Below are 26,761 nucleotides of genomic sequence, written 5' to 3' on the forward strand. Positions count from 1 at the left end.
ATTACCGGCGCGACGAAGGACTCCTCGTCCGTGACGTGATCGAGCCAGGTGACGACCTACCCGTTTTCGTCGGCTCCCTGCAGCGCGACGTAAGCCAATCCGGATTACTGGTGCATTTGTTGCACAGTCTTTGTGGCTGTTGCCGATTTCAAGTAAGTGCCCGGACCGCTCTCTGCACCAAAGCCTGGCAGTACACCCCCACGGTCATGCACGGCTAGGGCCATGTCCTGAACGTGTGCCGGCACCCCGTAGGGAGGGGCTTGCTGCAACGGGTTATAGCAGACCCTCGTTACGGATCCCCCGTTCGTCGTAACTGAGCACTTGGCAACGTCCGGGCGTAGCCGACGAAACAGGCAGCGGCGGCAGGAATATTTACCGTACTGGAGACCGCCGAAACCGGCCTGGTCAGCGACATGAGCGGCGATGAGGCGAAGTCATCCGGCACTGAATCCTTCCGACCCACGCGGCAGAGCTCGGAACGGCGCCGAAAGTAGCTCGACAAAACCGTCGCCGTCCTTGTCCCCATCATCAGCGACAGAAATTCCGTGATCACCATCAGCGTCAGCGATCCCGGCCCGGGAGCCCCTGAGGACCGCGAACAGCGGATCTTCACCCGTGGCTTCAGTACCAAGCAAGCACACGCTGCGGGGCGCGGGGTCGGACTCGCGCTGATTCGTCTCGTCTGTGCGAAACGGCAAGGATCAGTGACAGTGCGCAACGACTCCGGTGTTGCCTTTGAGGCAACCCTCCCCCACCCGGAGGTCCGCCCATGTCAACGTTCTCTTCGTCGAAGACGACTTCAGGATGGCCGGGATCACGTGTTCTGGCAGCAACACCGCACCCGTGAACTGCTCGCCCGGCACGGGACGAAGTTCATGTCCTGGGCGCCATTCGGCGAAGGAATGAACCACTTCTTCCCAAGCCCGTACTCATTCATACGGGCGCAAAGCACGGCAAGACCGCCGCCCAGACGGCGCTGCGGTTCCTGACCCAAACGGTATCGTCGTCATCCCCAAGACCACCCGTCCCGAACGCATGGCCGAAAACCTCAACGTCTTCGACTTCACCCTCGATGATCAGGACATGGCGCGGATCACCGCGTTCGATACCGGCAGAAGCATCATCGGTGGCCCTGGTACCTCCGGCTCAATCAGAATCATCTGAAGCTGCAATCCACACGTTAGACGGGGCTTTGCGAGAGTGATGCAAGACCTGTGCGACGACCGGTGAACGAATTTCAATCGGGCAACGATGTGACATTTGGCGCTGTGGGAGCGCCGCACTTTAGCGTTGCGATTCTCCCTATCGGCAGACAGGTGCTGCTGCACCGGCGGGGCACCCGAGCTCCAACAAAGGAACTGTTGGGCTCGGCCGATCTGAAACTCATGACGTCGCCCATGGATCTGGTCCGGGGAAGCAATTGCAGCTGCTGCATTAGCAGGCATTGCCTGCTGGCTACCTGGGCAATGCTGTACGCCGCCCGGCAACGGCGATGAAGAACGCGACCGCGGCCAGCCCGGCCATGACGACCGGCAGGACCAGGCCATCGAAGTTGCTGATCATGACGGCGCCTGCCACACCGGCGGCGAAGATCGCCAGGTTGAACGCGACACCGAGCATTGAGTTGGCGACATCGGCATTTTCCCCGCTTGCGGCGCTGATTGCCGTTTGCAGCTGGGCTGCCGCACCGCCGAAGGCGATTCCCCACAGAATGATCGCTGCAATCACCGCGATCACCGACGCGTGGCCAACGGTGAAGATCACGCCGGCCGTGATGAAGGACCCAAGGCTGAGCAGGACCAGGCGTCGCAGGCCCTTGTCGATCACCGCGCCTGTGATGGCGATCCCGGCGATGGCCGCCACTCCGAACGTCACCAGTGCGACGTCGACCGAGAGTTGAAGACTTGCCGTGCGGAGGTAGGAGCCTATGTAGGTGTAGAGGACGTTGTGCCCGAGCATCCAGCTGACGATAACCGCTAGCACCACCGCGACGCCCGGGATGCCGAGGACCCGTACGAGAGGCACCCGTGTCGCGGCATGTTGGCCAGACGCATCCGGGACCAGGAAGACGGCAAGCAGAACGGTGATGATGGTGAGGATAGAGAGCACGCCGAAGGACCAGCGCCAGTCGAAGGCCGTACCCAACCAGGAGCCAAAAGGCGTCCCCACTGCCAGTCCGACAGGGGTGCCAAGGGACGCGACGGACATGGCACGGCCGGCGTGCTCACGCGCCGTGATACGGCGGGCGTAGCCGGCGAGCATCCCCCACAGCAGGCCGGAGAACGCGCCGGCAACGAGCCGGGCTCCGAGGGAGAGGATGATGTCCGTGGAGAACGCGGTAATGAGGTTCGCGGCCAGGAAGCCGAGGATCCCGACAAGAAGGACGGGCTTACGGCGCATGCCACGCGTCATCGCGATGGCGGGCATCGCGGCAATGACAGTTCCCAGAGCGTAGGCGCTGACGAACTGTCCCGCGGTTCCCTCGGTGATGTTCAGTCCGGCAGCGATCTGAGGCAACAGGCCGGCGGGCATGGTTTCGGTCACGATCAGCAGGAACCCCATCAGGGCCATGATCAGCAGTGCCGCCCATGGGAAGCGCCCGGCCGGGTCCGAAGAATTACTCTTCGGTCCCGAAGGTGTCGTCTCCTCATAGGTGCCGGGGTTTTCGTGGGGCAGTCCGTGCACAGGCGCTGTGCCGCGGGCGTCATCCTGAAGGGTGGCGCGAGTCAAAATGGTTCCAATCTTTGGGGGAAGTCTTGCGGGTGCCTGGTCAGGCGCTGAGGCTCAGGGTGGCCGTGAAACGGTCGCTGCGGCCCCGGATCGCTGCGAGGTCATCGAATGTTCCAATCCGTACGATTCCCCTGAAGTACCCGACGTGCTCGTAGTAGAGGACGAGGACCTGGCCGGGCGCGTAGTAGCCGATGGTCAGCGGATCGGCGTAGTCGCCGGCAGGAACGCCGTCGAGCGAAAGGGATTCCGGGAGCCCGGCGAGTTTTTCCTGTCCGCCGTAGTCGCTGAAGGAAAGAGTCACGGGAAGCTGCCTGATCAGGGAGCGCGCGGTCGCGTTGCCGGAAAGGGTTCCGGTCAGGGTCCTTCCGTCGATCCGGATGGAGATCGGGGTGCCTTCTGCTGCCACGTTGGCGCTCATGGTCCGGCCGCAATCTCGACGGTGGTCTTCTGTCCCTCGAAGCGTGCGAGCTCCTGGACCGTGGCGTCGTAGCGGCCCAGATGGATGGTCTGATCGGAGTACCCGATCCCGGCCGCGTTGTAGTAGAAGCCAAGGTTGTGCCACGGGGTGTAGTAGATGAGGTCGCCGTTCTCCGGGTCGGAGCCGGGCGAACCTTCGTAGTTGAGTTCGCGGGGAAGATCGGCGATCTTTTCGCGGCCGTTGAATTCCTTCATTGTGAGCGTGAGCGGCAGCATGGCCAGGAAGTCCCCGGTGGCAGGGCTGTCCTGGTCAATGGTCACGTCCACGCTCTCCTTTCCTGCCGTGAAGCGGACCACCGTGCCGGCCACGCTCTCGGCGGAGCCGGCAGACGAAGTCCGGGGAGCTACCGGAACCGAAGGTGATGGTTGCTGCGCAGACGACGGCTGCGGGGTGACGGGGGCCGGCCCCTTGGAAGGGATACTGCACCCCGCGAGGGACAACACCAGCGCGAAGGTCGCAGCCAGGGCCCGTTTCTTCAGTCGCATGGGAGATGGTCCCCTTCCAATCAGGCAAAGTTTGGTCAATTCCAGCAAAACAGGTACCGGAGAAGAGGGGGAGCCTCTGTTGTTACAGGTACCGGGAGGGACCCTTAAAAGGTTGGGCCGTTCTGACAGGAGTGATTGCTTCCCGCCAGAACGGCTCGAGGTCCTGTTGCCGCTAAGCGGTGAAGCCGCCGTCGACAGGAAGGGCGACGCCGGTGACATAGCTGGCGGCATCGCTGCAGAGCCATAACACAGCAGCGGCGATCTCCTCGGGCCGCCCGAGCCTGCCCAGCGGGATCGACGCGACCGAGGCTTCGGGATCCAGCTCACCACCTGCGGTCATCCTCGCAACCATCGGGGTGTCTATGGTCCCGGGGCAGACGGCATTGACCCGCACGCCGAGCGGCGCGTACTGCAACGCAACACTCTTGGCCTGCCCGATCACGCCGTGCTTGGTCGCGTGGTAAGTGACGCGCCCGCTGCCGCCCACGAGCCCTCCGAGGACGAACAATTTACTATGGCACCGGATCCCTGCTTCCGCATCTGCACCAACTCGTGCTTCATCGATGCCCACACGCCGCGCAGATTGACCGCGACAATCTTGTCAAAAGCCTCTGCCGTCTCGTCCGCTGAGTCCACCCGCGGAAGCATGATGCCCGCGTTGTTGAACGCCATATCGAGGCCGCCGAAAGCCTCCACGGTGCGGGCGACCGCGTTTGCCACCTGCGCCTCTTCGGTCACGTCACACTGCACGGCGAGAGCACGGTACCCCGAAGCATTCAGTTCACCCGCGAAGCGCTCCGCCGCCCCGCCGTCGAGATCGACAATCGTGACAGCGGCACCGGCCTCGGCGAACGCCTGCGCCGTCGAGCGCCCATCCCCGCGCTCCCGCCGGTGACGAAGGCGACCTTGCCCTTGAAGTCATAGCTGACCATGTCCATCATTCCATTCCTATCCGTCGAAAACGCCTTTGCTCGTCCCTCGGGCACCTCCACCCTGTGTCTCCAAGAGTCAGTCCAGGGGTGTCACGAAGGTACGGAAGTCCTTCCTTTCGCTGTGGATGCGCCAGAGGGTTTCGGACAGGGCCGCCGGTTCATGCGCGGGGTCGCCTCCACCGATACCCAAGGGAATGATGAGCTGCGCTGCGTGGATTCCTTCCGGGGCCAGGGCGTCGTGGATCATTTGGGCGTATGCGGATTCGGCGGCGAACGCGGCGGAGGTGCCAGCGTAGTTGTGGTTGGGCCGGACTGCGCTGGAGCCGTTCACGAACAGGGCGGTACCACGGCCGAGGGCACGCATGCCGGGAAGTACCGCGTTCATGGCGGTCGCTGCTCCCAGGGTGGAGAACTCGAGCGCCGAGCGCAGTTCTTCGGGCGTTGTTTCAAGAACGGGCCGGAGATATTTCTTGGATGGCACGGGGCTGTACTGGAGGATTTCGACCGGCCCCATCTCGTCGGCTGCCCGGGCAAGGGCGGTGTTGAGCGAGTCGTGGTCACGGACGTCGGCGGCGTAGCCGCGGGCGGTGATGCCGGCGTCGGCCAGTTCCGCGGCGAGTGCATCGACGTGGTCCTGGGTGCGGGAGAGGAGGGCAACGTTGAAGCCTTCGGCTCCGAAGCGGCGGGCAGAGGCGAGACCCAGGCCGGGTCCGGCACCGATGATCGCGATGGTGCTTTTCATGGGGTTCTTTCTTTCGTGGAGGTTACATCAGGACGAGGTGCCCGTTTGATCGGGGGCTGGTGGCGGCTGCCGTCCTGTGGTTGGGCAGCCTGCATCAAGCTATGTCACCTGGTTCGCGCTTCCCGTCGACGGCGGCTATACCGCCTGGTAGCGGGCAGCGCTGCCGTCGTCAGCGGTCCGTTCGCGTCCTTTCAGACCGCGTCCTTTCAGACGCAGACTGGACGGCATTTCCATACTCACTGGCCGCCCATGAGGCGAGCAGCTGCATGCGCTCTGCCGATGACGACCCGGGCTCGGCGGTATAAATGGTGAGAGTGAGCCCTGGCTCAGCGGCCATCTCCAGACCCTCGAACGCGAGGGTCATTTCGCCCACGATGGGGTGGTTGAAGGTCTTGAAGCCGGCGCCGTGGTGGCGGACGTTGTGGGCGCCCCAGCGGCGGCGGAACTCCTCGCTGCGGGTTCCGAGTTCACCAATGAGGTCGTGGAGTTCCTTGTTGTGGGGGTCCCGGCCGGCCTCGGTACGCAGGATGGCGACGGTCACCTCTGCGAAGGCCTCCCAGTCCGGGTAGAACTCGTAGGCTCGTTCATTCAGGAAGGTGAACCGGGCGAGGTTCGGTGGTTGGCCGGGCATGTCGTAGCAGTCCTTGTAGAATGCCCGCATTAACGGATTCGCCGCCAGCAGATCCATCCGGCCGTTACGGACGAACGCGGGCCCGGCTGTGATCGCATCCAGCGCCCACTGCAGGCTCTGATGCGGGACCCAGGACTTCGAATTCCGCCGCCGCGGCGGACGCGCGACCGGGTCAGCCGCGTGGGCGAGGTCGAACAGGTGGGCCCGCTCGGCGTCGTCCAGGCACAAGGCCCTGGCGATACTCTCCAGCACCTGGGGCGAGGCGCCGCTGATCACACCGCGCTCCAGACGTGTGTAATACTCCACGCTCAAACCGGCAATCGTGGCTACCTCGCTACGGCGCAACCCCTTCACACGCCGGTTCGTCCCGGCGGGCAAGCCAACCTGCTCCGGGGCGACCTGAGCGCGCCTAGAGATAAGGAATTCGCGTACTTCCGCTCGATTGTCCATATAATCCACGCTAAGCCAACCCTCGCGGCGGAGGGAGTCCCTTCCAGTACCTCTATCACGCGGGTCCCTTTAGAGGAAGACGCAACGGGCGGTCCTGGCCGTAGCAGGGCCGCCCCTTGCCGGTCAGTTCACCGCCAGCCGTGCCATGCCGCTGAATCCCGGCGTGGACAGCAGTACACGCTGCAGAAGTATGTCCAGACACCGGCAGTTTCCTCCCGCCGGCGGGACAACGTATGGCAGACCCGAACTTTCGTCCATGGTCTCTGCCGGGAACGTGGAACGGGTTTGGGGAGCCCGCGGACAGGAATTGCAGCGGGCTCCCCGCCGTTACCTCAGATTGGCGCGGAAGAACTCAGTGATCTTGTTGAATGGGATGAGGCCGACGCGATCATAGAGGTCCACATGGCCCGCTCCCGGAACCAGGACAAGTTCCTTCGGCTCCGAGGCAAGCCGGTAGGCGTTCTCACTGAATTCACGGGAGTGCGCTTGGTCACCGGTGATGAACAGCAGCGGACGCGGGGAGATGATTTCCAGGTCCGCGAATGGATAGAAGTTCATGAATTTGGCGTTGGTGGCCAGGGTGGGATGCGTCGTCGTGTTCGGGTGGTATCCGCGTGCGGTGCGGTAGAAGTCGTAGAACTCCCGGTCTACCGCGCTCGAATCTGCGGTGAGCTCTTCGGGTGTGCCGCCTGTGTACTGGATCTTTCCACCGGCGAATTCGACATCCCGCTGCTGGGCTGCCTGCGCGATCATCGTCTTGCGCTGTTCCGGGGTCACGGACTTCCGGAGCCCGTCACGGTTCGCGGCGCCCATGTCATACATGCTCACCGTGGCGATGGCCTTGATCCTTGGATCGATCTTTGCCGCGCTGAGAACAAAACTGCCGCTGCCGCAGATCCCGATAGCCCCGAGACGTTCCTTGTCAACGAACGACTGTGCACGGAGAAAATCCGCCGCGGCGCTGAAGTCCTCGCTGTAAATATCCGGGGCGACGCCATTCTCGGGCTTCCCCGCGCTCTCGCCCCAGAAGGACAGGTCGAAGGACAGTGTGACGAATCCCTGCTCTGCCATCTTGGTCGCGTAAAGGTTAGCGCTTTGCTCCTTCACGGCGCCCATGGGATGCCCGACGACCAGCGCCGGATGACTCGTCCGGCGGTCCAGTTCCCTGGGCACGAAGAGGTTACCCACGACCTTCATCTCGTACTGGTTCGTGAACGAGATTTTCCGGACCGCGACTTTGTCACTCGTGTAAAAGTTGTCTGCACCATTCGAGGTGTCACCCGGCTCGAGATCCTTCCTGGACGCAGGTCCTGATGCAAAGGCCTGCTGGCCTGTTGCCAATCCCACGGCCCCGGACAGGCCGACGGCTGCCGCACCGACACCGGCCAGCTTCACCAGGTTCCGGCGTGACACTCCTCCTTCCGACCCGCTCGTCCCAGAGGCCGGCTTCTTGCTTCCGTCAGTATTCGTGCTCATCGTGATGTCATCCTCGTGATCGTCGTTTACGAAGGTCGAAACTTTCCTGCTTCCCTTCGAGCACACCACAGCCCACCTCCGCAAGGGAGCCCCTGCTGGGAGGGGTACTGCCAGGGCTCCACAGCAAAAACTTCACCGGCTCACAACTCGTTCAGAAAGCCCGAGCGCGTAGGTCAATGCCGCTCCTCACGTCAGCCCCTCTCCCGCGTCCGGCTAGTGCGCATCGACGAAGCCCACGGACCCATCGAGGTATTCGACGAAAGCCGGGCTCCGTCCCTGGTTGCGGAAGAACGAAGCCGGGAGCGGTGGGCGCGGGGTTTCGTAGGCCTGATCCGCCAGGGCTCGATGTGGGAAGTCGTGGTGTACGACAGCGCCGCTGGCGACAAAGACGAAATCGCTTCCTTGGTCAAGGGCGCGTTGGGCGCCAGCGGCGCTCATGACGTCGCCGGAGACTCCCACTCGGGTTATCCCCCTCGGGAGATCCGTGAAGAGATCGACGAGCACCTGGCCGGTGTGGAGGCCGACCTCAACGCGGGTGCCGAGGTTGCGAACGACCAGATCGAGGTAGTCGACCAGTTCGTGTTCCAGGAAGACGGCGACGGTGTCCTGAAGTTCGGGCAGGTGAGGGTCCTGACCGCTGAGAGCGAGTCGCAGTCCGATGTGGAAGCCGGGGCCGCAGGTGGCCCTGATTCCCTCGATGATCTCCCGGAGCAGGCAGAGCGTCCGTCCGGGTTTCCGCCGTAGCGATCCGTGCGGCGATTCCTGTCCGGGGATAGGAACGCCGCCAGGGATGAAACCGAAGGCCCCGTGAAGTTCGACGCCGTCGAAGCCGGCCCGTTCGGCGCGCCCGGCTGCTGCGATGAAATCGTCGCGGAGCTGTTCGACTTCCGGCAGGGTCAGCGCTCGGGCACCCGAACTCTCGTCATCGGAGGGCCCGACGAGCGGCCCGGATCCGATAAGGTCCTGACGGGCGAACATGCCCCCGTGGTGCAACTGGACTGATGCTAGTGCGCCGCGGCGGTGCGCAATTTCTGCCATGGCTGAGAGTCCGGGGATGTGGCGGTCGTCAAAGATGCCAAGCTGGCCGGTGAACGACTTTCCGTTTGACTGCACGTTCGTCGCGCAGGTGGTGAGCATCGTGAACCCGCCAGCGGCGAGTTGCTCAAACCAGTGCAGATCATGCTCGGATGCAGTGCCGTCCTCGTTGCTCTGCTGGTTCGTGAGTGGGGCGAGGGTAAACCGGTTCTTGAGCACGGAACCCGTGGCGAGAGTCAACGGATCAGTCAGATGTGGCATCGGTATTTCCTTAGGTGGAAAAAGTTGCAAAAGAGGGGGTGCAGGCGCCTCGGTGTGGAGCGCGAAAGGGCGATGCTCCCGGTTAGGAGTCGTGGGACAGCGACGCGGAGAGCGCGCGGTTCGCTTCGATCTGCTGCTGGACGGCGGCTTGTTTCTGCTCGATGGCCTCCATGGCGTCGGCCCCGGCGACGAAGCGACCGGGAAGGCTGCCACCATCGGAGAGCGTAACCAGCGCGCCGGCCAGTTTTGCCGGATCACCGGGCTGCTGTCCGTTCATGCTCCGGAAAGCCTGGACGGTATGCGAGGCATTCTCGGCATAATCCTCAAGCTGCAGGTCCGCCCAGATTGTCGACGAGCCCTCGACCAGCAGTTCGGTGCGGAAGAAGCCCGGCTCGACGGTCATGGTCGAGATCCCGAAGGGTGCAATCTCGCCGGTCAACGATTCCATCCAGCCCTCGAGCGCGAACTTCGATGCGGCGTACGCGGAGGTGGCTGGACCGCCGACGAAGCCGGCTGTGGAGGTGATCGTGATGATCTGGCCTGAGCGCTGAGCGCGCAGGACGGGCAGGACGGCGCGGGTCACGTTCAGGGGCCCGAAGAAGTTCGTCTCCATTTGGGCCCGAACCTGCTCGGGGCTGAGGGTTTCGAAGTGGCCGGCGTAGAAGTTGCCGGCATTGTTGACGAGTACGTCGATGCGGCCGAAGCGGTCGACCGCAGCCTTGACTGCGGTTTCCGCGGCGCCTGCATCGGTGACGTCAAGTGCGACGCTGAGCAGGTTCTCATGCTCTCCGATCGCTGTCCCAACCCGGGCCGCGTTGCGGCCTGTGGCGACGACCGAGTGCCCGGCGGCGAGTGCGGCCTGGGCGATGTCGATGCCCATACCGCGGCTCGCTCCGGTGATGAACCAAACGTTCTTTTCTGCCATGACTGTGTGTTCCTCCTGTTATGCAGATCGGCTCGTTTGCCTATCCATTGACGTGACAGTTCCAGTAAAGGATCACCTGCAGGCGCGAGGCAGACCCGCTTTATAGGGTTAATAGGGAGGACCCCCTCGGAGCCGCCAGCTGACGTAGATTTGGAGCATGACCAGGTCTGCCCACATCCGCGAGTTTCTTATTACGCGCCGGTCGCGGCTGAGCCCTGCCGATGCCGGACTGCCTGACTTCGGAGGTCGCCGTCGGGTGCCTGGGCTCCGCCGCGAAGAAGTCGCGCTGCTCGCCGGGATGAGTGTTGAGTACTACGTGCGTCTTGAGCGGGGCAACGCGTCAGGGATCTCGGACGCCATCCTCGACGGCATCAGCCGGGCGCTCAAGCTCGACGATGCCGAGCACGCCCACTTGTACGACCTGGTCCGCGCAGCAAACCGGGGCGCGAGGTCGCCACGTCGAAAGCCAGCCTCCCGCACGCAGCAGATCCGGCCCGGCACCCAGCGGCTCCTGGACGCGATGCCTTTTCCGGCGATCATTCAGAACGGTCGGATGGACGTCATCGCCACCAATGCCCTCGGGCGTGCGCTCTTCGCAGAGATGTTTGTGCAGCCTCAAGGGCCGGTGAACTTTGCCCGTTTCCTCTTCCTCGATCCCCGGGGCAGGGCCACCTATCGCGACTGGAACGACTCGGCCGAACAAATCGTCGCCCTGCTCCGCGCTGAATCAGGGCGCGCGCCCGCCGATAGGGCCCTCCGCAGCCTCATCGGAGAGCTCTCCAACGGCAGCAGCGAGTTCGCAGCGCTCTGGGAAGCACACGATGTGCGGGTACACCTTGCCGGCATCAAGCTCATCCATCACCCCGACGTGGGCGACCTCGATCTCAGCTACGAGGCCATGCAGCTCATGACCGACCCGGGGCTCCAATTCGTTGGTTTCACAGCCGAACCAGGATCCGCCTCTGACCACGCACTCCGCCTGCTCGGAAGCCTGGCGGCACGCGCCCCCGAGGAGGTTAGGCTCGAAAGGTAGTGAGCGCACATCGAGCCACCTCCTGCACCGGGCACCACAACACCGAGATCGACCACGGCCAACGGCATCAGCGAACGTCTCTTAGTCCAGCCAGCCTCAGCGTTTATCAGAGGTCTCGCAAGGGACCGTCCACAAGACATCCTGGTGCCGTCCAGTCCGTTCCGCCGCGCCCGTGAGACCTGTCTGCGCTCTACGTAATGGCATCAGCGGGCGCGATACCGTGCCCCCTCGGACCCACTTCACCCAAGCTGCCTCATTGCACGGGGGGTTCTCTATCTCGCAAACAAACCGGGCTGAAGCCAAAACTGCCAAGAGCCTCCCGGGAGATTGCGCGCCCGACTGGCTGATGTTGCCGCGTGCCATACAGCAGCCCTTGGCACGGTGTTGCCGCAGACGTCTGCCGCGACGGCCTGGGATCTCCTCTGGACGCCGCGGCAGCAGCTCGTTACTTGCCGCTGTAGACGGGGAAGGCGCTGTTCTCGCCGTAGTCCTGGGCGCGCAGGTCTCGCAGCGTGGTCATGTCCTGCTGGGTGATCTCGAAGTCCACCTGGGCGTTGGATCGCATGTGCTCGGGGTTCGCGGTCTTCGGCAGCGACACGGTGCCCAGCTGCAGGGTGTAGCGGATGCACAGCTGCGGAACCGTCACGCCGTACTTCTCGGCCATCGCTGCGACATGGGTGTTGTTGAGGATCTCACCGTGGGCGATCGGCGAGTACGCCTCCACGAGGATGCCATTGCTCTCGCAGTACGCGATGAGCTCTGTGGGGGTGTTGCCGGCGTGGACGAGCAGCTGGTTCACGTGCGGGGCGACGGTGCTGCCCTGGAGGATGCTCTCCAGGTCCTGCTGCAGGAAGTTGGAGACGCCGATGGAGCGGAGCTTGCCCGCCGTGTGGGCCTCCTCGAGCGCACGCCAGGCCTCGCGGTTGCCTTCAGCGTAGTCTCCACCGCGGAAGTCGTCCCAGGGCTGCGGGGCGTGAACGAGCATCAGGTCGATATAGTCCAAGCCCAGCGTCTTCAGCGACCCATCGATCGCGGCCACCGCGCCGTCGTAGTCCTTGATCTCCGCGGCCAGCTTCGTGGATACGAACAGCTCCTCGCGGGCGACGCCGCTGGTGCGGACGCCTTCGCCGACGCCGCGCTCGTTGCCGTAGGCCTGCGCCGTGTCGATGTTCCGATAGCCGGTCCCGACGGCGTCGCGGACAGCTTGGGCGGCCCTGTCATCGTCGATGAACCAGGTGCCGAGCCCCAGCTTTGGGACGGTCACGTCATTGGACAGGGTGTAGGTCTCGTTCAGGATGGTCATGCATTCTCTCCGTTCTTGGGCAGCTCGCCATACGCCTCGTCGGTGACGGGCTCGAGCCATTCGTTGCTGAGGTCTTCTCCCGGGGTGATGAAGGCGACGTGGGAGAACCACGAGTCGGCCTTCGCACCGTGCCAATGCTTCGTTCCGGCCGGGACATGGATCACGGTTCCCGGTTCCAGGCTGAGGGGGTCCTCGCCCTCGGCCTGGTACCAGCCGCTGCCTGCCGTGCACAGCAGGATCTGGTCACCGCCGCCGCCGGCGCCATGATGGATGTGCCAGTTGTTGCGGCAACCCGGCTCGAAGGAGACGTTGCTGACGGGAACGCTCCCCGAGGTGAGCGGAGCCAGGTAGCTCTGGCCGATGAAGTACTGGGCATAGGCGTCGTTCTTCTCCCCGTGCGGGAAGATCTGGTCGAATTCGTCGTCGTTCATGTTGTTTCCTTCTGTTCGTTCTGGATGGGTTGCCACCAGGCGTCGGCCGGGGACGATCGGTGCGCCCTCGTCAGGCTCGGTGCTCTCTGCGACAGCGGCTTCCTGGCTCCCGCTGGCCAGGACGTGTAGCCGCTCAGTCGCCGTTCCCGGCCCGGCGGTGTAAACCCTGAGCGTGCGGCGCCGGTCTCTGGACGGGGCGAGGTCTTCACGGGTTAGTTCCAGATCCGCGACCACAGGGTGGTGGACTCTCTCGCGCGGCAGGTGGCAGGCGCAGGCGCGCTGCGCGGACCAGCGCCCCCGGGAAGGAGGCTGTGCGTCGACAGCTCGCCGGTCAGCTCCTGCAGTGCTCTATCATGCGAGTCTCGTGCCGCCGCCGCGCGCAGGCGGTGGGGGATGTGCCCATCGGCGATCCGATCCCAATCGGGGTAGAACGCCGACGAGGCCTCTTCGTCCAGGAACAGGGGCCAGATTGGGCCGGTCATCGTCGAACATTCGTGAAAGCAGCGTCTGCCCGAGCGGGTTGGTTCCTACGATGTCGAGCCGATCGGTGAACACGACCGCCCAGGCGTCAGAGACGGCCGCCAACGCCGTGCGCAGGCTAATCAGCAGCGCAGGGGTATGCCATCGCTTCCTGTTCTCGGTTCTTTTCGTGCTCACGGCTTCCACGCTACGACAAGGTGGCGGGGTGTGTGCCAGACCCTGTCAGTACCCCCTACGACAGGGCCTCCCACAAGTCGCCCGACGAGAGATTCAATAGGAGCCGAGCGGATGACCCACACCGCTCGGGGAAGGAGAAGAATGATGAGCGACGAGCAGAGCACCGGCTGGACCGGCGGGCAGAATGCCTTCGGCGACTTCGCGCCCGGAATGGTCCACTACACCGATAAGGTCCTATTCGACGAGGTCTGGGAACGCGAGGGCCTCTCAAAGCGCGACCGCAGCCTCATCACAGTCGCCGCGCTGACCGCGATGGGAAAGGCCGAACAGCTCACCTTCCACCTCGACTACGCACGTCAGAACGGCGTCACCGAAGACGAACTCAAAGAAGCGATCCTCCACCTCGCGTTCTACGCCGGCTGGCCCAACGGGATGAGCGCGATGACCGTGGCCAAGCAGGTCCTCGGGGGCGAGAACTGAGCGCCGAGGCACGCGGGATGGGCGAACCCACCACCAGCACACAGTCGACGCATGCCCAGCAGCTGCCGCGTCGACGGCTGGGGTTCGTTGCCGCCGCGGTGTCATTTGATGGCAGTGTTCGCCGCGTCCGGTGCCCCGGTCCCGCCAATTGAGCGCTACCTCGCCGCGGACGGACTCACCACCGGGGACCTGTCCATTGCGGCGGTGTTCTACTTCGTGGCGGTCATGCTCGCCCTCGTGGTCTTCGGCCGGACGCACGCCGTCAGCATCATCGCCGTCATCTTGGCCGCCGCCGGATGCCTGTCCCTGCTGGATGTCACCAGCCTTGTCGTCCTCGTTCCCGGCCGTATTCTACAGGGCCTCTCCTGCGGGCTCGGCTCCTCTGCGGTCGTGGCCTACATCATCGACCTCGCCCCAAAACGTCCGCGCTGGCTTGCCGCGACCACCGCTGCGGTCGCACCGCTGATCGGTCTGACCATCGTGGCGGTCGGGTCCGGGGCGCTGGCCGAGTACGGGCCCGCGCCGGAACAGACCCCCTATCTCGCCGCGACGCTGCTGCTGGCTGTGTGTGCCGTGCTGCTGCTCGCTAGTCCCGAGGCGATCATGCGCCGTCCGGGCGCCCTTTCCTCAATGCGGCCGCACATGCACCTCCCGCAGGCGATCCGTCCGGTGATCTTCATGGGAGCGGATTCCTTCCCTCGATCAAACGGTGTTGGTGCGTAGGGTGACCTCGACGGTCGCGGCACGGGGGCCGGCGGCGACCATCGGTGGCAGGTACGGGCTACCGGCGTACTTCTGGTGGTAAGCGGCATCGATCCGCTCGTTCAGGGCCTCGTCTGTGATCGGGGCGAACTCTACCTCGTACACGGCGCCGGCTGCGGTGATGCGGCCGACCTTCTGAGCGATGGCGGAGCGGTACCAGCGTCCGCGGGTACCGCTCCAGGCACGCACGAACACGCGCCCGTCGACCACGACGGACCAGATCCAGGTCAGCGTGCCGGTGGTCTTCCCGTCCGGGTGGTACGGGGCGACGTGAAAATCGTCGGTGCCAGCGATACGGGCTACTTCCTGGGGAGACCACGATGCCATGAAGAAACCTCCATCTTGTCATTTTTTCGACCTCCACAGACCGGTCATCTTCAACACCACCACGTTGTGTTCGCGCGTGGGAGACCCGGCCGGTGGGGGTACCGACAGGGACTCCCACCCGGGGACATCGCCCACCTAGATCAACCGCCGGTGACTGTTCACGAATCGCATCCACCAAGCGGAGTGACGGACGGCTGGTTGAGGACTGAGTTCGCATGAAGGAGATAACGATGGACTATTCGCATCTGGACGCTCCTGCCTGCCGGTGAGCAGGATCGGGGCTGGGCACGGTGAACTTCGGCGATGTCACCGACCAACCCAACGCGATGGCGTTGATGGACCGCGCCGTCGATCTCCGGGTGAACTTCTTCGCCTCCGCGGACGTGTAGGGCGGTCCCAGCGACCGGATATTCAGAAAGGGTACGGCACCTCAGAGGAGATCATCGGCAACTGGCTGGCCAAGTCCGATCAGTGACGTGATCGTCTTCGCGAAGAAGGTGTACCAGCCGATGGGACTCGGCCCCAACGACGGGCGCCTGTACGCGTAACCTCAGGCCAATACGGTTCAGGCTGGGGCACACCTTAACCTGACGTCAGGCATGAACCTGTAAGGCTGTCAGAGCAGTTCGGTTCCTTTCTTCTCTGACGGCGGCTCCAGAACGTCCTCGGTCTCAACATGACAGGGCAGTGTTGCCGGCGCTTGTCTGCGTGCTCACCACGTGATCGGCGGTCAGCAGGAAACAACGTCATAGATGAGCCGGTCCCCCGCAGCCCGCACGCCGCCGGTCGGCTGATGGGTCATCATTCGGCCGGCCGGCATCAAGTGCACGGGTTTCGCTCCGTCAAGCAGCAGCGCGTGGTCAGCAATGAGCCGCCGGTGACAGCGCCACCAGAGAGTTTCGCTGCACATGATGGCCGTCCGCCGTTCTGCTGCCTCCGCCAGCACCTGGGCCAGCGCCGCGGCAAAGCCCGGCGTGCGCATGTAGGCCGCATAGGCCCGGAAGGACTCATTACGCAGGGCAGTGTCGGGCGAATCCGGCGGCAGCTTACGGAAGCCGCCCAGCCGCTGCTCCCAGCGGTAAGCGATCCCGGCCGCCGGCAGCCATTCTTCCAACCGATCCTTGCCAAAGTGCGGATGCTTCCGACTGCCCGGCCCGATCCGCACATCGACGACGGAAGCAACATCCGCTGCCTCAAGCAAGTTCCTGAAGTCCTCCTCGCTGGAGGCCCCGTGCCCCACGGTGAGCAGGATCGTAGGTTCGGACCTCATGGGTTCGAGCCTACTGCCGTCATAGCTCATGGCCAGCTGGGCTTCGGCGTCTCCTCATTCAGTCATGCAGCCGTTCAGCAAGCTGGCCATGAACAGGAATGAAAGACCAGCCAACAGCGGCTCCCCCAGGTCAGGAGAGTCGGGACAAGACCACCACGTCATGCAGTCGGCGCCGACGGCAGGCATGAACAGCTATGAACGGAAAAATCCCTGGATCCAGGGAAGAAGAGGGGGTGAGCATCATGGGCTGCAGCGTAAGGCAACATTCGCTGGCCGACGGGTCGTATCGGACAGCCCCCGGGCCGTCCGGGAGAACCGATCCGAAACAACACGGCACAAGTCATGTCGCACTCCCCCGGACCCACCATGAAGAAGCAGATCAGCCAAAACCAGCCGCGAAGGAGAATCCAGTGGACAGCCAAGGATCCAGAAAAGAATCCCAACCGGAATTCTTCTCAAGTCATGTTGGCCGAGCCATGACCGCCCATGAACTGGTATCGAACGACAAACCGTCGCTCCAGCTAGGCAAGGAGGTCCCGGGCCACAGCACCGGCCACCAATGAAAAAGGCCCCCGAAGGGGCCCTTCACAACACAATTTGTCCACACTCAGAGGCTCACAAGCCGCTGAACAGGGAAAACACGTGCCCGAGATGGGACTCGAACCAGCCGCTCGCCCTGAAAATCCGCCACTCCCCCAAAAACATCCTCAGTCCGGCCCAGTCCGATGCCGGTACAACCGAATCCGAAGCCCAGGGTGTGGACAGTGTCCACACCCTCTTTTTTGCGACGAAACGGCAAGTATCGGCGTTCAAACCACGGGAGTAGAAGTAGCTGCGACGGGCCGGCGAATCGAAAATTTGGTCCCGGCGGACGAAAAGGCTTCCCGCGCGCGTAAATCAGACGGGGTGGTACGGCACATGTCCGTGCTATCTCTTCCGTTTTACATAGGACGGGGATCGCAGGTGGGCTCGTTCGGCGAGTCCCCTCTGGGCTGACATACGTCAGCATTTCCTAGCCTTTCTGCCAGCCCGTCAGTGCTACCAACGCGTCTGCGCACCTGTAAGGTTATTGGCGGCCTGACAGAGGACGACATCGCCGCCTGGCTCCTAAAGGCTTCGTCCCGCAGTTGCTGGGAAACCCAAGAAACAGGTGCCCACCTGGCCCAAGAGGCCAAGTGGGCACCACGATTCGGTTCCGCTAGTGCCGTACCTTGCTTAGAGCTATTTTTTCCGATTATTGAACGCAACTGCAGCGATAATGATAATGCCTTTTACTGTCAGCTGGACGGCGGGGCTAACTCCCATCAGCACAAGTCCGTTATTCAAGATACCGATGATCAAGCTGCCTAAGATAACTCCGAAAATTGTTCCGCGACCACCGAACAGGCTGACACCGCCTAGGATGACAGCAGCAATAACATCCAGTTCCAGGCCTGCAGCTACGTCTGGCCGAGCTGCGTGTCCACGAGCCGTCAAGATTAGTCCTGCCAGTCCGGCAAGCGCTCCAGTAATCGCGAAGACGGCAATTTTTACTCGATCAGTCTTTATACCCGAGTATTTTGCCGCCAAAGCATTACCACCAGTAGCAATAATTTTCCGGCCGAAAGTACTGAAGTGTAGAACCAGCACACCGCCGATGATTACGACGGCTGTCCATAGGATCGGGGTTGAAATACCGAATAGCGTTCCATCGCCAAAGATTATCCAGAAATCCTTGTTGGTCACGAGTACCGGTGAGGTGTTGGTAATCATCAGTGCCAAGCCTCTGGCTACACCAAGCATCCCGAGCGTCACAAGGAAGGAGGGGATTCTGAACCTAGCAACCAGCAGCCCATTGACCAAGCCGGTCAAGATGCCACACAGTATCGCAGCAACGGCTCCTAGTGGCCAGAACGAAGCTATCTCCTTCATCGCAAGGGCTGCAATGACCCCCGAAAGCGCGAGATTGGAGGCCACCGATAGGTCAATTTCAGCCGTGACGATGACCAGTGACATTCCCACTGCAATGATGGAAACGAGTGCGGTCTGTCGAGCGATGTTTGCGAAGTTATCGGTTGAAAAGAAGACTGGTGAAGCAACAGAGAAGCCCACGATGAGGACCACGAAGGCCACATACAAGAAAACTGGTTGCTCCCCGCCGCGGGCTTGGGTCTTAAGACGCTCCAACAGGCTGGGACCTCGAGTGGTCTCCTTGTCCCGAACGACGGCCGAAACGCTCATGGTTGAAACTCCTGGATCAATTGGTGGAGGTGTTGTTCACTTGAAATTGATGTCCGCGGGAGCACGGACTTGATTGCTCCATCAACGACGATGGCGATCGTGTCGCAGAGCAGGAGTAGTTCAGCCAGGTCTGATGAGGCAACAATTACCGAACTACCTGATTCGGCTGTTTTGTGGATAATGTCGTAGATGTCGCTTCTCGCACCCACGTCGACACCCACAGAGGGTTCATCGAGAAGAAGTACTCGTGGTGTGGGCTCGAGCCACTTTCCAAATACGACCTTCTGCTGGTTTCCACCGGACAACGACCTAACCTGGGTTGTTGTGTCGGGTGCCTTGATGCCCAGCTGCCGAACCGCGTCGCGGGATCGGTTTAGCGACTCGGATCGTTTAAAGAACCCAAACTTTGAAAGGTGCCGCAGCTGCGGCATGGAGATGTTCCGCTCAATGGAGTGCTCCAGCGCAAGTCCCGACTCGTGGCGGTCCTCAGAAGCCAAGGCAATGCCCCGGCAAATAGCGTCGTAAGGGCCTTTCAAGCTGACGGACTCGCCATCGAACTCCAGCGACCCGCTGTCCGTGGGAAGAAGACCGAACAGTGTTTGAAGGATTTCAGTTCTGCCGCTTCCAATATTTCCGGCCAGACCGTATACCTCTCCTGAAACTACGGAAAGGTCGAGGTTGTTGAGACGCCTGTTCGAGACGCCCTGCATCATGACACGTTCCTGCTTGCCGGTCCTCGAGAAATCTCGGTTGGCTTTGTCTCCCTCACTGCCCGCAAAAGTGCCGGACAGCTCACGACCGACGATGGCATCCACTAACTGAGGCATATCGGTCTCGGAGGTCCGCAGTGTCAGAACGTTCTTGCCGTCACGGAATACCGTGACTCTGTCGGTCAACGTAAAAATTTCAGACAGACGGTGCGTAACGTAAACTACTCCTACTCCTTGACCAAGCACTTTACGGACGGCATGAAACAGGACTTTTTCCTCTTCGGAAGTAAGCGCCGATGTGGGCTCGTCAAGGACCAATATCTGAGCCTTGTCGAGTAGTGCCTTCGCGATTTCAGTCATTTGCCGATAGGCAAATGGCAGAGAGGCCACTGTCGCGGAGGGGTTCAGATCAAAGCCCTGATCTTCTAAAAAGTCCGCCGCGGCGCTTCTTAGCTTTTTGTGGTCTATCAGACCCAATCTAGTCTTCGGCTCTCTCCCGAGGTAAAGGTTCGCGGCGACAGACATGGAGGGGATGAGGCTGAGGTCTTGGTAGACAACTGATATGCCCGCCTTGCGCGCTTCCGCTGTGGACCGTATGTGTACGTCCTCCCCGCGAACCAGCTGCTGTCCCCCCGTCTTTTGCTCTGCTCCAGCCAGGATCTTGATCAGAGTGGACTTGCCGGCTCCGTTCTGTCCCAGTAGTCCATGAACCTCTCCCCGGCAGCAGTTCAAAATCAACACCTTTTAGTGCCTTGACTGGGCCATACCTCTTTTGTATCCCAATCATTTGAAGTAGCGGTTTGTCCAACCTAAACCGACTCCCAGCTGGTGGATCTGACAGTGCCTGTCTGGAAACTGACATCAGTCACGCCTTTCATGGTTCGAACAGCTATTTCTTGCAGGCGTCGTTGTCCTCGCAGGCCTTGACTAGCTCTGCAGGTGGATCCTGGCGGTAAACCTGCTTCCACGCGTCCAGAACGTTGTTGCGAATAACCGGCACTGACTTGAAGGCAATCCACTGGGGGACGGGTTTTCCGAGCAGGGCGTTAACTGCGGCGCTGGCTTCGGCGACACCTTGGTCGTAAGGAACCTGGGCGCCGAATCCCTTGATCATTCCACCGTTAGCGAGGTCAATGGCAACGTCGGAGGCTATGTTGACTGAGGTGATCGGCAGGTTCTTACCCTGGTTCCGGAGGGCACTCTCAATCGCCATTGCAGGCACCTCCCACTCGGTAAACATTCCCTTTACATCCGGGTTGGCGGTGAGGAAGTTTGATGCGGTGTCTCCTGCTTTGGCCGGGTCTAGGAACTCGGCAACTTTCACCACAATGTCAGGACGGTTCTCTTTCATCCAATTGACGAAGCCGTTCTTCCTCTCCTTGGTTACAAAGAAGTCGACACCGAAATCCAGTACACCGACGGTTCCACCGTCCGGAATGTATTCCGCCAGTGCTTTTGCGGCGACGGCACCGTTGCCTTGATTGTCGGAGGAGACGATGGATTGATAATCCGTAGGGTGGCTAAGACCCTTTGGAACGTTGTCCATGAGGATCAGTTTGATTCCTGCCGCGCCGATCTTCTTGTATGCCTCAGCAGTCGCTGTGTCATCTACGGGGATACTGAGGATGGCGTCCGGCTTCTTTTGGATCATGTTCTCGATCCCTGCAATTTGCTTCTCAACGTTGTAGTCGGGGTCAATGACGCCGACCACCTCCGCGTCGAGCTCCTTCAGCCGATCGGTGATCCCCCGGACCTGCTCCGTAGACCACTCCACATTCATCGTCTGCATTACGATGCCGACCTTGTACTTTGCGGCTTTGGCCTCGGCCACCTCGTCGGGCGTCAGTTCAAGTTCCGCTAGGTCACCGGACTTGACTCCACCTGGACCCCGCCCCACGATCTCGTTTGAGACAAGGTTGGCTGCGTCCGTGTTCTTCAGCGGGTCCTCCTCCGAGGAACCGGCCGGTGATGCGGATCCACATCCCGTTAAAAATGCGAGAGAAGCGGCGAAAACAATCGCGGCGACATTGGCTGATGTCTTCATAAATGTCTTTCTTGGATTCTAGGTATTAGACAAAGAACTCATATAGCTATTGGCCCCTTGCCTGGGCTGACACCCGAGATGGTCGGTCGCAGAATAGGTGCTTTCGTGAGAGCCAAGTGGGCAGCGGGGTGGCGTGCATCTTCTAAGCGCTGGCGTTCATGCGGTATGCCCCCGAGTAAGAGGCATCGCTCAAAGCAGCCACAAACTGCCTGGGAGCCGATCTCGTCAATACCTTGCTGAAATTGCATTAGATCGTTCTAGCAAATCAAGCTTGCCATGTGTTTCTTGTCTTGTCTCGATGTCGGAACGGAGCTGCGTGAACTCCGGCGCCCAAGAAACTTGACGACTTGGCACGGGTTAACCGGCACCCGAAGCCTCAAAGCCCGCGGACCCCCACGTCACTGGGGGCTTACTGCTGCGGAGCGTCTGCGGTGCGCAAACAAAAAACCGCGGTTGTTCCACTTGGGCGAACGGCACGACGAGCCACCGACCGCCGTAGAACTCGACGTACGAGTCTGGAGCGCAGGTAGCGAAAGCTTCTTCACGTGTCATTGTCTTCCCTTTCTCAATGGTTCCCACTGATAGGCGCAGGCGTGAGATGCAGCCTTCTGCCGGTAGTTTGCAACTGATCGTTCTAAAACAATTGTAAACGGTCGTTCTCAAACTGTCATCATTGCGGGAAGGAAAATTGTGTTTGGATCCCGTCGGTAGCCTGCCAGGGGTCAGCCGCTTCTTGAGTTTTCGAAGAGGAGCGCCCCCACTCGTATGTTCGCCGTGGTAGTCCGCGCAGCCCTGGCTGAGGACGCTAAGGGTCTTGTAGTTCCTCGACGACCGAGCCCAGCACCGAGTTGTCCGACAGCGCCTGCAGACCGTGGAGAAAGGCCTCCAAGCTCGTTCTGGGGGCACCGCCGCCGTTTGCCCGGAACATGATCCATAGGTACAGCAGGGTGAACGCGCCCTCATTCAGCAGCCTTGAACCGTCCGCCGCAGGTCATTGGCGTCCACCGCGGTATCCCCTCTGTCGTTGTCGATCGATAGTGCACTCACAAACAAGTAGGCGCATGAGTTGGGGCCCCTCCCCTGGACATGATGAAAGGTCATAACCACCATCGTCATGTAAAAGCTGGTTCCCCCAAGATGCATGTTGTTCGGGAGGTTTGGGTCGACACAGTCAGCTTTCGAAGGCTGCACGGAAGGCTGCGAGGGCGGTGTCGCCTGCTTCTAGGCTCGGCCCGCCGGACGCGCCGGCTTCCAGGCCAATGACGCCGGAGTAGCCGACGCTCCGAAGAGCCTTCGCGACGGCGCGGTAGTTGATCTCGCCGGTTCCGGGTTCGCACCGGCCAGGAACGTCAGCGATCTGGATCTCCCCCGTCCAAGGCAGTGCCGAGCGGACGAGTTCGATCAGGTTCCCCTCTCCCATCTGGGCGTGGTAGAGATCCAGCATCATCTTTGCGTTCGGGTGGTCGACGGCAGAAACCAGAGCCAGGGTGTCCTTGGCGCGGGCCAGTGGTATGCCCGGATGGTCAAGGATAGTGTTCAGGTTCTCCAGGGCGAAGGTCACGCCGTGTTTCTCGCCCAGATCGGCAAGGCTTTCGAGCGTGCGCAGGCCGGTTAACCACATCTGCCCTGTGGAACGGTGGACGGGCCGGACTGCGAGGCCGCCCTCTCCAAGCTCGGCGGAGTGGACCACCATTCGTTCGACACCAAGTTCCAGCGCCGTCGGAATCAGTTTTTCCGCTGAGGCCAGCACTTCGCGGGCGCCATCCGCGTCGATGAGGCTGCCGCCGAAATATCCGCTCATGGAAGAAAACCGGGCCCCGGTGGATACCAGGGCACCGATATCCCGTCCCCTTGTATCCCAGAGCTCCACCTCGAAGCCCTGCCCGTGGATCCGTTGTACACGTTCGATCAGCGGCAGCTCGCCGTAGACCATCTCGGCGCAGACAGCCAGACGGAAGCTCATGCGCCGCCTCCCACCCGGTCAAGCGCGCGCTCGGCTGCCCGCAGCTCGGCGATCACCGAAACATCGACCGGGAGCCCGGTTTCAGCAGAACGAAGCGCCGCCAAGGCCACCGCCAGGGCATTGCGGGCATCGTCCCCGCCCGGACCAGGAATGCCCGGAGCCCGGACACCGTCCCGGCGTGCTTTGACGGCGTCAACAAAGTGAGCCAGCTCTGCGGTGTACGCGTCATGGAAAAGGTCCACGTTTAGCCGCACGGTGGCAGCCCGGATGCCTTCGGCGGTGTAGCTCGTCGCGCTGGACGCCTGCGGACCTCCGGCGGCGACCATACCCGCGGACCCGAACACTTCAGCACGCACGTCATACCCGTAGAGCGCGTTGAAGTTGGCCTCCGCCACCGCAATGGCGCCGTTGCTGTAGGTGACCGTTACAACCGCCGTGTCCAGGAGTCCACCAGCCTTAGCCTCCGGCGCAACCAGGGCGTCAGCGATCGCGTGGACGCGGACGGGAACGGCGCCTGGGTTCAGCCAGTTAAGGGTGTCAAAGTCGTGGATGAGTGTTTCCAGGAAGATCGTTCCTGACGGGATACGCTCGGCATTTGCGATTCCTGCCTTGCTGCCCGGATCCCGCGTCAGCGACCGCAGCAGCTGAGGGGTGCCCACTGCACCGTCATCGATGAGCTTCCGTGCCGCGGCGAAATCGGCCGCGTACCGGCGGTTGAACCCGAACTGAACGAAGACTCGGGCCGCTTCGGCCGTAGCGAGGGCCTCGTCGAGCTCCTCGATGCTGCGGCCGCCGGGCTTTTCACAAAAGACATCTTTTCCCGCCCGTGCTGCGGCCGTGATCAGAGAGGAATGGAACCGTGCTGGAGCGGCGATCAGGACTGCGTCGACCTCCGGATCGTTGATCACATCGGCCGTGTCGGCACTGATTTTGCGGACGCCCAGCCGGCCCGCGAGGGCCTCCACGGCCGGAAGGGCCGGATCGGCGATGGCTTCAAGACGGGCGCCGGAAATTCGGTGGGCAACAGACTCAGCATGGAAACTCCCAATCCACCCCGCGCCGATCACGGCGACTCGGATCGGCCGGTCTTCGCTGACCGGATATTGAAGGTAACTCATGAATACTCCTTCGTTTTGAGCATCTAGATCGGTTTAGTAGAAATGTGTTTGCGGGGTTTCCACCCGGCCGCCAGCAGGCCTTCGTCTATCATCCGCATGATCGCCAGCGATTCCTCAGGATGAACCGGAGGTATGTCGTCCCGGCCAGCCAGATAGGGCGCGAAGGCAGCCAGTTGATGGGTATACGACGAGGTCCGCCCTACATGTTCCACAACAACGCCAGCTGAACTCCGTACGGAGACACGATCATCGCTGTGGGGCAGCACGAAGTTGTGAACCGTCAAGGTCGCGGAACTGCCGATGATCGTGAGTTGGAGGCGCTCCCGAGCACCTTCCATCGAGCAGCGCACCGCTCCTGAGGCGCCGGAGCCGAATTCAAGGTCTACCTCGAACGATGCGTCGACTCCTGCGTCCTGGGGGTCCGGCCGGCCTCGGGCGCCCACAATCGCCAGTGTGTCGCCCATCCAGCGGGCCACGGTTTGCTGCGCGTGGAGGCCGTAACACCCCACGTCCATCAGTGCCCCGCCGGCCAGGCGTCCCGACAACCGCGGATCGGTGGCGGTCGGACGGGGGATGTCCAGCGAGGCTTCGACATGGCGGACGGTCCCGAGCTCTGAGGCCTCCAGCGCGGACCTCACGCGGGCCATCGCGGGGTGGAACGCGTAATGAAATGCCTCGACGATGCGTCCGCCGGTGCGCGCCGCCAGTTGGAAAATGTGTGCCGCCTCGTCCGCGTTCGAGGCAAACGGCTTTTCACTGATCACCGCCTTCCCGCTTTCGAGTGCGCGAGCGTTCCAAGGCCCGTGTAGGGCGTTCGGTAGAGCGTTGTAGACCACCTGCACCCGAGGGTCCGCGATCAGGGCCGCGTAGTCGAGTGCCACGACGGGGATCGCGTGGACCGACGCGAACTCGCGTGCGCGTTCCGGGTTTCGTGCGGCCACCATCATGATGGTGTGACCGAGTTCGCGGGCGGGCTCGATGATCGATTTGGGTGCGATGCGCGAAGCCCCGAGGATCCCGATGGCCAGGTCAGTTGTATTCACTGGACTCCCCGGAGCCGGGTCGCAGCGAAGTGAGCCCCGGGAGCATGGCCAGGAGGAACGTGAGTGCCCTACACACGGGTGGAGAGGAGCCGGTCGTAGATGGAGGTGTTCACTTCCGTCACAACTGGCGCGAAGTCGGCGTAGGGCTCGTCGAGCCCGCTCTTGATTCCCCAGCCTCGGACGGGGTTCTCGACGTAGCCGCACCAATGCCACCCGATGAGCCAGGGGGCGGAAATGAGCGCATTGAGTGACTCCTCATAGTTCCTGCCGCGCGCCGACTGGTCCGCCAGCGAGTCCCAGCGAGCAGGATGCAGCGCGGTTGCGCAGCTGTTGCCTGCATCGGCGTTGATGATCGGCTTGCCCGTCAGGTCGTGCCACCTCTGCAGGTCGTCCCGCATCTTCCGGTGCGCGGCCTCGTCCGCCCCGGGGAAGTACTGGATTGACAGCACGTCCAGGTATGGGGCGGCGGCCTCCAAGACCACGTCCGGAATCCCCTTGTTGCCGTTATACCGGTCCCCCATGATCAGGTGCTGGTCATCGAAGGAGCGGACGGCAGCTGTCGTCACTTCGTAGTATCGGGCGGCGATGTCGGCGAGTTCGCCTTCACTGACATGGCGTCCGTCCCGGGTAAAGTACCGGCCGCTTGCGTGAGGTATCCATGCGGGAATGTCGACGAAGAAGTATCCGATCAGATTCGGGTCGTCCGCGTGGTTTGCGGCTGTGGTCCTGGCGAGGTGGGTGGCGTAGTCTTCGAAGTCGCGGGAGAAGACGTCCGGGTACTGGGGGTTGCCGTTCCAGTTTTCGAACTCGGCAAACCTCAGCGTCTGGACGTAGGGCATCCCGGCGCCGCGCAGTTCGGCCGACGTCCAGCCCGCGCTGTGCTCGAGGTCGATCGTGTTGAGCCAGTCGGCGTCGATCTCGTAGTCTCCAGCCACCCACTGCTGGGTCCATCCCAAGGTGTTGAACCCGAACGTGCGCATATCCTGGAGGACCGCTTCCCGCCAGCGGTCGCGTGTCCCGTAGCGCTCGGTCCAGACGTCGATGTTGTGGGGGTGTTTGAGGTCCGCCTCCTCGGCGTGATTGAGCGCCAGGGAGAAGAATCCGTTCCCTTCAGGCGTGAACAGCCACCAGCGTCCTTGCTGAAACCCGACGTTGAACCTTCCCGTTGCGGGTGCGTTCACTGATGTCAGCCCACCAAAAGCATCGAGTGTTGTTTCCATTTTCTTGACCTTTCTTTGTTCTGGGGATTTGTTAG

Annotated in this window: 25 protein-coding genes and 2 pseudogenes; 5 read left to right on the plus strand and 22 right to left on the minus strand. The window is 62.2% G+C overall.

Features of this window, described 5'->3' with window-relative positions:
* Window positions 1–545 precede the first annotated feature (545 nt).
* Window positions 546–989: an ATP-binding protein gene (locus ABIE00_RS13560; RefSeq protein WP_354261040.1), complete on the plus strand. Its 444-nt coding sequence runs from the start codon at window positions 546–548 to the stop codon at window positions 987–989.
* A gap of 10 nt (window positions 990–999) precedes the next feature.
* Complete coding sequence (locus ABIE00_RS13565; RefSeq protein WP_502914285.1) at window positions 1,000–1,164, plus strand: aldo/keto reductase; 165 nt, start codon at window positions 1,000–1,002, stop codon at window positions 1,162–1,164.
* 291 nt (window positions 1,165–1,455) lie between these two features.
* Here ABIE00_RS13565 and ABIE00_RS13570 read toward each other — a convergent pair whose 3' ends face one another.
* The 10 genes and pseudogenes from ABIE00_RS13570 to ABIE00_RS13615 all read right to left on the minus strand — a co-directional run bounded on the left by ABIE00_RS13570 (window position 1,456) and on the right by ABIE00_RS13615 (window position 10,145).
* Window positions 1,456–2,730 carry an MFS transporter gene (locus ABIE00_RS13570; protein ID WP_354261044.1) on the minus strand — a complete coding sequence of 425 codons (1,275 nt, stop codon included), beginning with the start codon at window positions 2,728–2,730 and terminating at the stop codon, window positions 1,456–1,458.
* Window positions 2,731–2,770: 40 nt separating this feature from the next.
* Window positions 2,771–3,148, minus strand: a complete 378-nt coding sequence (locus ABIE00_RS13575) for a cyclophilin-like fold protein (protein WP_354261046.1) — start codon at window positions 3,146–3,148, stop codon at window positions 2,771–2,773.
* Entirely contained in the window at window positions 3,145–3,693 is a 549-nt protein-coding gene (locus ABIE00_RS13580) for a cyclophilin-like fold protein (RefSeq protein WP_354261048.1), read from the minus strand. The genes ABIE00_RS13575 and ABIE00_RS13580 overlap by 4 nt, the downstream gene beginning before the upstream one ends.
* 172 nt (window positions 3,694–3,865) lie before the next feature.
* Window positions 3,866–4,518: pseudogene (locus tag ABIE00_RS13585) on the minus strand (SDR family oxidoreductase).
* A complete protein-coding gene (locus ABIE00_RS13590) occupies window positions 4,470–4,634 on the minus strand; it encodes a hypothetical protein (protein WP_354261049.1) in 165 nt (54 codons plus the stop codon). Before ABIE00_RS13590 ends, ABIE00_RS13585 begins: the two are co-directional and overlap by 49 nt.
* A gap of 67 nt (window positions 4,635–4,701) precedes the next feature.
* On the minus strand, window positions 4,702–5,367 hold the full coding sequence (locus ABIE00_RS13595; protein WP_354261051.1) for an SDR family NAD(P)-dependent oxidoreductase: 666 nt from the start codon (window positions 5,365–5,367) through the stop codon (window positions 4,702–4,704).
* Window positions 5,368–5,536: 169 nt separating this feature from the next.
* Window positions 5,537–6,448 carry a helix-turn-helix transcriptional regulator gene (locus ABIE00_RS13600; RefSeq protein WP_354261053.1) on the minus strand — a complete coding sequence of 304 codons (912 nt, stop codon included), beginning with the start codon at window positions 6,446–6,448 and terminating at the stop codon, window positions 5,537–5,539.
* 327 nt (window positions 6,449–6,775) lie between these two features.
* A complete protein-coding gene (locus tag ABIE00_RS13605; protein WP_354261055.1) occupies window positions 6,776–7,861 on the minus strand; it encodes an alpha/beta hydrolase in 1,086 nt (361 codons plus the stop codon).
* 276 nt (window positions 7,862–8,137) lie between these two features.
* On the minus strand, window positions 8,138–9,220 hold the full coding sequence (locus ABIE00_RS13610; protein ID WP_354261057.1) for an oxidoreductase: 1,083 nt from the start codon (window positions 9,218–9,220) through the stop codon (window positions 8,138–8,140).
* Window positions 9,221–9,302: 82 nt separating this feature from the next.
* On the minus strand, window positions 9,303–10,145 hold the full coding sequence (locus tag ABIE00_RS13615; RefSeq protein ID WP_354261059.1) for an SDR family NAD(P)-dependent oxidoreductase: 843 nt from the start codon (window positions 10,143–10,145) through the stop codon (window positions 9,303–9,305).
* 157 nt (window positions 10,146–10,302) lie between these two features.
* Between ABIE00_RS13615 and ABIE00_RS13620 the strand changes: the two genes are divergently transcribed.
* Window positions 10,303–11,178, plus strand: a complete 876-nt coding sequence (locus tag ABIE00_RS13620; protein ID WP_354261061.1) for a helix-turn-helix domain-containing protein — start codon at window positions 10,303–10,305, stop codon at window positions 11,176–11,178.
* Window positions 11,179–11,623: 445 nt separating this feature from the next.
* On the opposite strand, the gene ABIE00_RS13625 is transcribed toward ABIE00_RS13620, so the two are convergent.
* The 3 genes and pseudogenes from ABIE00_RS13625 to ABIE00_RS13635 form a co-directional block, all read right to left on the minus strand.
* Window positions 11,624–12,481: an aldo/keto reductase gene (locus tag ABIE00_RS13625; RefSeq protein WP_354261063.1), complete on the minus strand. Its 858-nt coding sequence runs from the start codon at window positions 12,479–12,481 to the stop codon at window positions 11,624–11,626.
* On the minus strand, window positions 12,478–12,912 hold the full coding sequence (locus ABIE00_RS13630; RefSeq protein ID WP_354263356.1) for a cupin domain-containing protein: 435 nt from the start codon (window positions 12,910–12,912) through the stop codon (window positions 12,478–12,480). The genes ABIE00_RS13625 and ABIE00_RS13630 overlap by 4 nt, the downstream gene beginning before the upstream one ends.
* Before the next feature lie 141 nt (window positions 12,913–13,053).
* Window positions 13,054–13,394, minus strand: a pseudogene (locus ABIE00_RS13635) (MmyB family transcriptional regulator); the annotation flags it as partial.
* A gap of 319 nt (window positions 13,395–13,713) precedes the next feature.
* Here ABIE00_RS13635 and ABIE00_RS13640 point away from each other — a divergent pair.
* Both ABIE00_RS13640 and ABIE00_RS13645 read left to right on the plus strand, forming a co-directional pair.
* The gene (locus tag ABIE00_RS13640; protein WP_354261065.1) at window positions 13,714–14,049 is read left to right on the plus strand and encodes a carboxymuconolactone decarboxylase family protein; all 336 of its coding nucleotides are present in this window, start codon (window positions 13,714–13,716) and stop codon (window positions 14,047–14,049) included.
* A 51-nt stretch (window positions 14,050–14,100) separates the two neighbouring features.
* The gene (locus ABIE00_RS13645; protein ID WP_354261067.1) at window positions 14,101–14,772 is read left to right on the plus strand and encodes an MFS transporter; all 672 of its coding nucleotides are present in this window, start codon (window positions 14,101–14,103) and stop codon (window positions 14,770–14,772) included.
* Here ABIE00_RS13645 and ABIE00_RS13650 read toward each other — a convergent pair.
* The 9 genes from ABIE00_RS13650 to ABIE00_RS13690 form a co-directional block, all read right to left on the minus strand.
* Entirely contained in the window at window positions 14,752–15,138 is a 387-nt protein-coding gene (locus ABIE00_RS13650; RefSeq protein ID WP_354261069.1) for a DUF2255 family protein, read from the minus strand. The two genes, ABIE00_RS13645 and ABIE00_RS13650, sit on opposite strands and share 21 nt — an antisense overlap.
* 730 nt (window positions 15,139–15,868) lie before the next feature.
* Complete coding sequence (locus ABIE00_RS13655; RefSeq protein WP_354261071.1) at window positions 15,869–16,408, minus strand: DUF488 domain-containing protein; 540 nt, start codon at window positions 16,406–16,408, stop codon at window positions 15,869–15,871.
* Window positions 16,409–17,629: 1,221 nt separating this feature from the next.
* A complete protein-coding gene (locus ABIE00_RS13660) occupies window positions 17,630–18,628 on the minus strand; it encodes an ABC transporter permease (RefSeq protein WP_354261073.1) in 999 nt (332 codons plus the stop codon).
* A complete protein-coding gene (locus ABIE00_RS13665) occupies window positions 18,625–20,079 on the minus strand; it encodes a sugar ABC transporter ATP-binding protein (protein ID WP_354261075.1) in 1,455 nt (484 codons plus the stop codon). The genes ABIE00_RS13660 and ABIE00_RS13665 overlap by 4 nt, the downstream gene beginning before the upstream one ends.
* Before the next feature lie 148 nt (window positions 20,080–20,227).
* Window positions 20,228–21,382: a substrate-binding domain-containing protein gene (locus tag ABIE00_RS13670; RefSeq protein ID WP_354261077.1), complete on the minus strand. Its 1,155-nt coding sequence runs from the start codon at window positions 21,380–21,382 to the stop codon at window positions 20,228–20,230.
* A 1,171-nt stretch (window positions 21,383–22,553) separates the two neighbouring features.
* Entirely contained in the window at window positions 22,554–23,345 is a 792-nt protein-coding gene (locus ABIE00_RS13675) for a TIM barrel protein (protein ID WP_354261079.1), read from the minus strand.
* Window positions 23,342–24,463, minus strand: a complete 1,122-nt coding sequence (locus tag ABIE00_RS13680; protein ID WP_354261081.1) for a Gfo/Idh/MocA family oxidoreductase — start codon at window positions 24,461–24,463, stop codon at window positions 23,342–23,344. The genes ABIE00_RS13675 and ABIE00_RS13680 overlap by 4 nt, the downstream gene beginning before the upstream one ends.
* A 23-nt stretch (window positions 24,464–24,486) precedes the next feature.
* Window positions 24,487–25,506 (minus strand): Gfo/Idh/MocA family protein, encoded by a 1,020-nt coding sequence (locus tag ABIE00_RS13685; RefSeq protein WP_354261083.1) that lies wholly within the window; start codon window positions 25,504–25,506, stop codon window positions 24,487–24,489.
* 68 nt (window positions 25,507–25,574) lie between these two features.
* Window positions 25,575–26,726 carry an agarase gene (locus ABIE00_RS13690; RefSeq protein WP_354261085.1) on the minus strand — a complete coding sequence of 384 codons (1,152 nt, stop codon included), beginning with the start codon at window positions 26,724–26,726 and terminating at the stop codon, window positions 25,575–25,577.
* Window positions 26,727–26,761 lie beyond the last annotated feature (35 nt).

The organism is Arthrobacter sp. OAP107, from assembly GCF_040546765.1.
Taxonomy (GTDB): Bacteria; Actinomycetota; Actinomycetes; order Actinomycetales; family Micrococcaceae; genus Arthrobacter.

Bases quoted from the DNA above. Each gene is read 5' to 3' on its own strand.
- ABIE00_RS13575 (WP_354261046.1), bottom strand. From the start codon at position 3,148: ATGAGCGCCAACGTGGCAGCAGAAGGCACCCCGATCTCCATCCGGATC.
- ABIE00_RS13580 (WP_354261048.1), bottom strand. From the start codon at position 3,693: ATGCGACTGAAGAAACGGGCCCTGGCTGCGACCTTCGCGCTGGTGTTG.
- ABIE00_RS13590 (WP_354261049.1), bottom strand. From the start codon at position 4,634: ATGATGGACATGGTCAGCTATGACTTCAAGGGCAAGGTCGCCTTCGTC.
- ABIE00_RS13595 (WP_354261051.1), bottom strand. From the start codon at position 5,367: ATGAAAAGCACCATCGCGATCATCGGTGCCGGACCCGGCCTGGGTCTC.
- ABIE00_RS13600 (WP_354261053.1), bottom strand. From the start codon at position 6,448: ATGGACAATCGAGCGGAAGTACGCGAATTCCTTATCTCTAGGCGCGCT.
- ABIE00_RS13610 (WP_354261057.1), bottom strand. From the start codon at position 9,220: ATGCCACATCTGACTGATCCGTTGACTCTCGCCACGGGTTCCGTGCTC.
- ABIE00_RS13615 (WP_354261059.1), bottom strand. From the start codon at position 10,145: ATGGCAGAAAAGAACGTTTGGTTCATCACCGGAGCGAGCCGCGGTATG.
- ABIE00_RS13620 (WP_354261061.1), top strand. From the start codon at position 10,303: ATGACCAGGTCTGCCCACATCCGCGAGTTTCTTATTACGCGCCGGTCG.
- ABIE00_RS13625 (WP_354261063.1), bottom strand. From the start codon at position 12,481: ATGACCATCCTGAACGAGACCTACACCCTGTCCAATGACGTGACCGTC.
- ABIE00_RS13630 (WP_354263356.1), bottom strand. From the start codon at position 12,912: ATGAACGACGACGAATTCGACCAGATCTTCCCGCACGGGGAGAAGAAC.
- ABIE00_RS13640 (WP_354261065.1), top strand. From the start codon at position 13,714: ATGAGCGACGAGCAGAGCACCGGCTGGACCGGCGGGCAGAATGCCTTC.
- ABIE00_RS13645 (WP_354261067.1), top strand. From the start codon at position 14,101: ATGCCCAGCAGCTGCCGCGTCGACGGCTGGGGTTCGTTGCCGCCGCGG.
- ABIE00_RS13650 (WP_354261069.1), bottom strand. From the start codon at position 15,138: ATGGCATCGTGGTCTCCCCAGGAAGTAGCCCGTATCGCTGGCACCGAC.
- ABIE00_RS13655 (WP_354261071.1), bottom strand. From the start codon at position 16,408: ATGAGGTCCGAACCTACGATCCTGCTCACCGTGGGGCACGGGGCCTCC.
- ABIE00_RS13660 (WP_354261073.1), bottom strand. From the start codon at position 18,628: ATGAGCGTTTCGGCCGTCGTTCGGGACAAGGAGACCACTCGAGGTCCC.
- ABIE00_RS13670 (WP_354261077.1), bottom strand. From the start codon at position 21,382: ATGAAGACATCAGCCAATGTCGCCGCGATTGTTTTCGCCGCTTCTCTC.
- ABIE00_RS13675 (WP_354261079.1), bottom strand. From the start codon at position 23,345: ATGAGCTTCCGTCTGGCTGTCTGCGCCGAGATGGTCTACGGCGAGCTG.
- ABIE00_RS13680 (WP_354261081.1), bottom strand. From the start codon at position 24,463: ATGAGTTACCTTCAATATCCGGTCAGCGAAGACCGGCCGATCCGAGTC.
- ABIE00_RS13690 (WP_354261085.1), bottom strand. From the start codon at position 26,726: ATGGAAACAACACTCGATGCTTTTGGTGGGCTGACATCAGTGAACGCA.